Here is a 2,151-nt window from a genome sequence, read left to right as displayed (position 1 = left end):
GTCTTTCAAAAGCCCGTCTCGCTCCAGCGGCTTCAAGCTTGATGAGCGCGTGGTGGGATACGGAAAATGGGTTCAGATAGTGCCGGAGCGTGCTGCGTAACCAGCGCATACCAAATGCCGAGTGCTCATCGGGTCTCCTGAATCTCTTCACCATGCTTGCATCGTTGGCTCATTCTGGATTTGACCCGGCAGCCTGACAATCCCACTGGGACGGAACGCAGCGTTCATCGTTAGTTAACGTGGCGCCGTCAAAGTCAGTTTCCCAAATCGGATGGGCAGGGCACGTCGCTCAGTGCGCAATTTGGGTGCCGATGCCCGCAGGTTCTTCGGGTAACACCAACGTCGCAGCAGAAGCGGCCCGATTAGCTTCCCACAAACCACGTTGAGGAAACGACTGTTTTAGCTTGCGATCTGCCATTGTCTGCGGGCGAGTTCGAAGGGCTGCATTGGGTCGAGAACGGCCGCCGGATCGGACGGCCGTAGCCGGGCAGTTTGCGACGATCCTCACTCGTGATCGAATGACCGCAGCGGACACGAAGACAGCCACACGTTTCTGCGCCGACTCATGACACTGTTCGTTCGACAGACGTCTACAAAATCCCCCCAACTCTCGTTGCTCGAGCATCCGTGCTTGCCGTCATCTCCGACAACTGAAAGCGCTTTTCACATTGCGGAATTCACTCCGAGTTTCCGCAGTGTTTTGTTTTCGTTTCTCGAAAACACGTTCCACATCACGAAATTCAACGCCTATCTCATTGAAAAATAAGGCTAAACCAACTCTTATGTCTTATATAAGACTTCGCCGTGATGCGCCAGAAGCGCCATACAATGATTCCACGCTGCTTGCTTCGACATCCGTAGCGGCACAACCCTTTCTTCAAACGCGCTTAGGAATTTCGTATGGCCCAGTATCAAGACGACATCAAGGCAGTTGCTGGTTTGAAAGAGAACCACGGCAGCGCATGGAATGCCATCAACCCCGAGTATGCCGCCCGCATGCGTGCCCAGAACAAGTTCAAAACGGGCCTGGACATCGCCAAGTACACCGCCAAGATCATGCGCGCCGACATGGCCGCCTACGATGCCGACTCGTCCAAGTACACCCAGTCGCTGGGTTGCTGGCACGGCTTCATCGGCCAGCAGAAAATGATCTCCATCAAGAAGCACTTCAACAGCACCGAGCGCCGCTACCTTTACCTGTCCGGCTGGATGGTGGCCGCGCTGCGCTCCGAGTTCGGCCCGCTGCCGGACCAGTCGATGCACGAAAAAACCTCCGTCAGCGCGCTGATCCGCGAGCTGTACACCTTCCTGCGCCAGGCCGACGCCCGTGAACTGGGTGGCCTGTTCCGCGAACTGGATGCTGCCCAAGGACCTGCCAAGGCCGCCATCCAGGAAAAAATCGACAACCACGTCACCCACGTTGTGCCCATCATCGCGGACATCGACGCGGGTTTCGGCAACGCCGAAGCAACGTACCTGCTGGCCAAGCAGTTCATCGAAGCGGGCGCATGCTGCATTCAGATCGAAAACCAGGTGTCCGACGAGAAGCAGTGCGGCCACCAGGATGGCAAGGTCACCGTACCGCACGAGGACTTCCTGGCCAAGATCCGCGCCATCCGCTACGCCTTCCTGGAACTGGGCGTGGACGACGGCATCATCGTGGCCCGTACCGACTCGCTGGGAGCTGGCCTGACCAAGCAGATCGCCGTGACCAACACGACGGGTGACCTGGGCGATCAATACAATTCCTTCCTCGATTGCGAGGAATTGTCGGCCGACGAACTGGGCAATGGTGACGTCATCATCAAGCGCGACGGCAAGCTGCTGCGCCCTAAGCGCCTGCCTAGCAACCTGTTCCAGTTCCGCGCCGGCACGGGCGAAGCGCGCTGCGTACTGGATTGCGTCACCGCACTGCAAAACGGCGCCGACCTGCTGTGGATCGAGACCGAAAAGCCGCATATCGCCCAGATCGGCGGCATGGTCAGCGAGATTCGCAAAGTCATCCCGAACGCCAAGCTGGTGTACAACAACAGCCCATCGTTCAACTGGACCCTGAATTTCCGCCAGCAGGTGTATGACGCGATGAAGGCCGCGGGCAAGGATGTGTCGGCATACGAGCGCACCCAGCTGATGAGCGTGGAATACGATCAG

Annotated in this window: 1 protein-coding gene; it reads left to right on the top strand. The window is 57.9% G+C overall.

Going from position 1 to position 2,151, the window contains the following annotated elements; all coding sequences use genetic code 11:
* Nucleotides 1-900 precede the first annotated feature (900 nt).
* Nucleotides 901-2,151, top strand: a 1,251-nt coding sequence (locus tag ACYP5B_RS37475) for an isocitrate lyase (RefSeq protein ID WP_459572940.1), incomplete at its 3' end; no start/stop codon positions are given.

Source organism: Cupriavidus sp. 8B, from assembly GCF_054589115.1.
The sequence above is the reverse complement of the archived record's forward strand: the minus strand, read 5'-3'. Positions and strand labels throughout refer to the sequence as shown.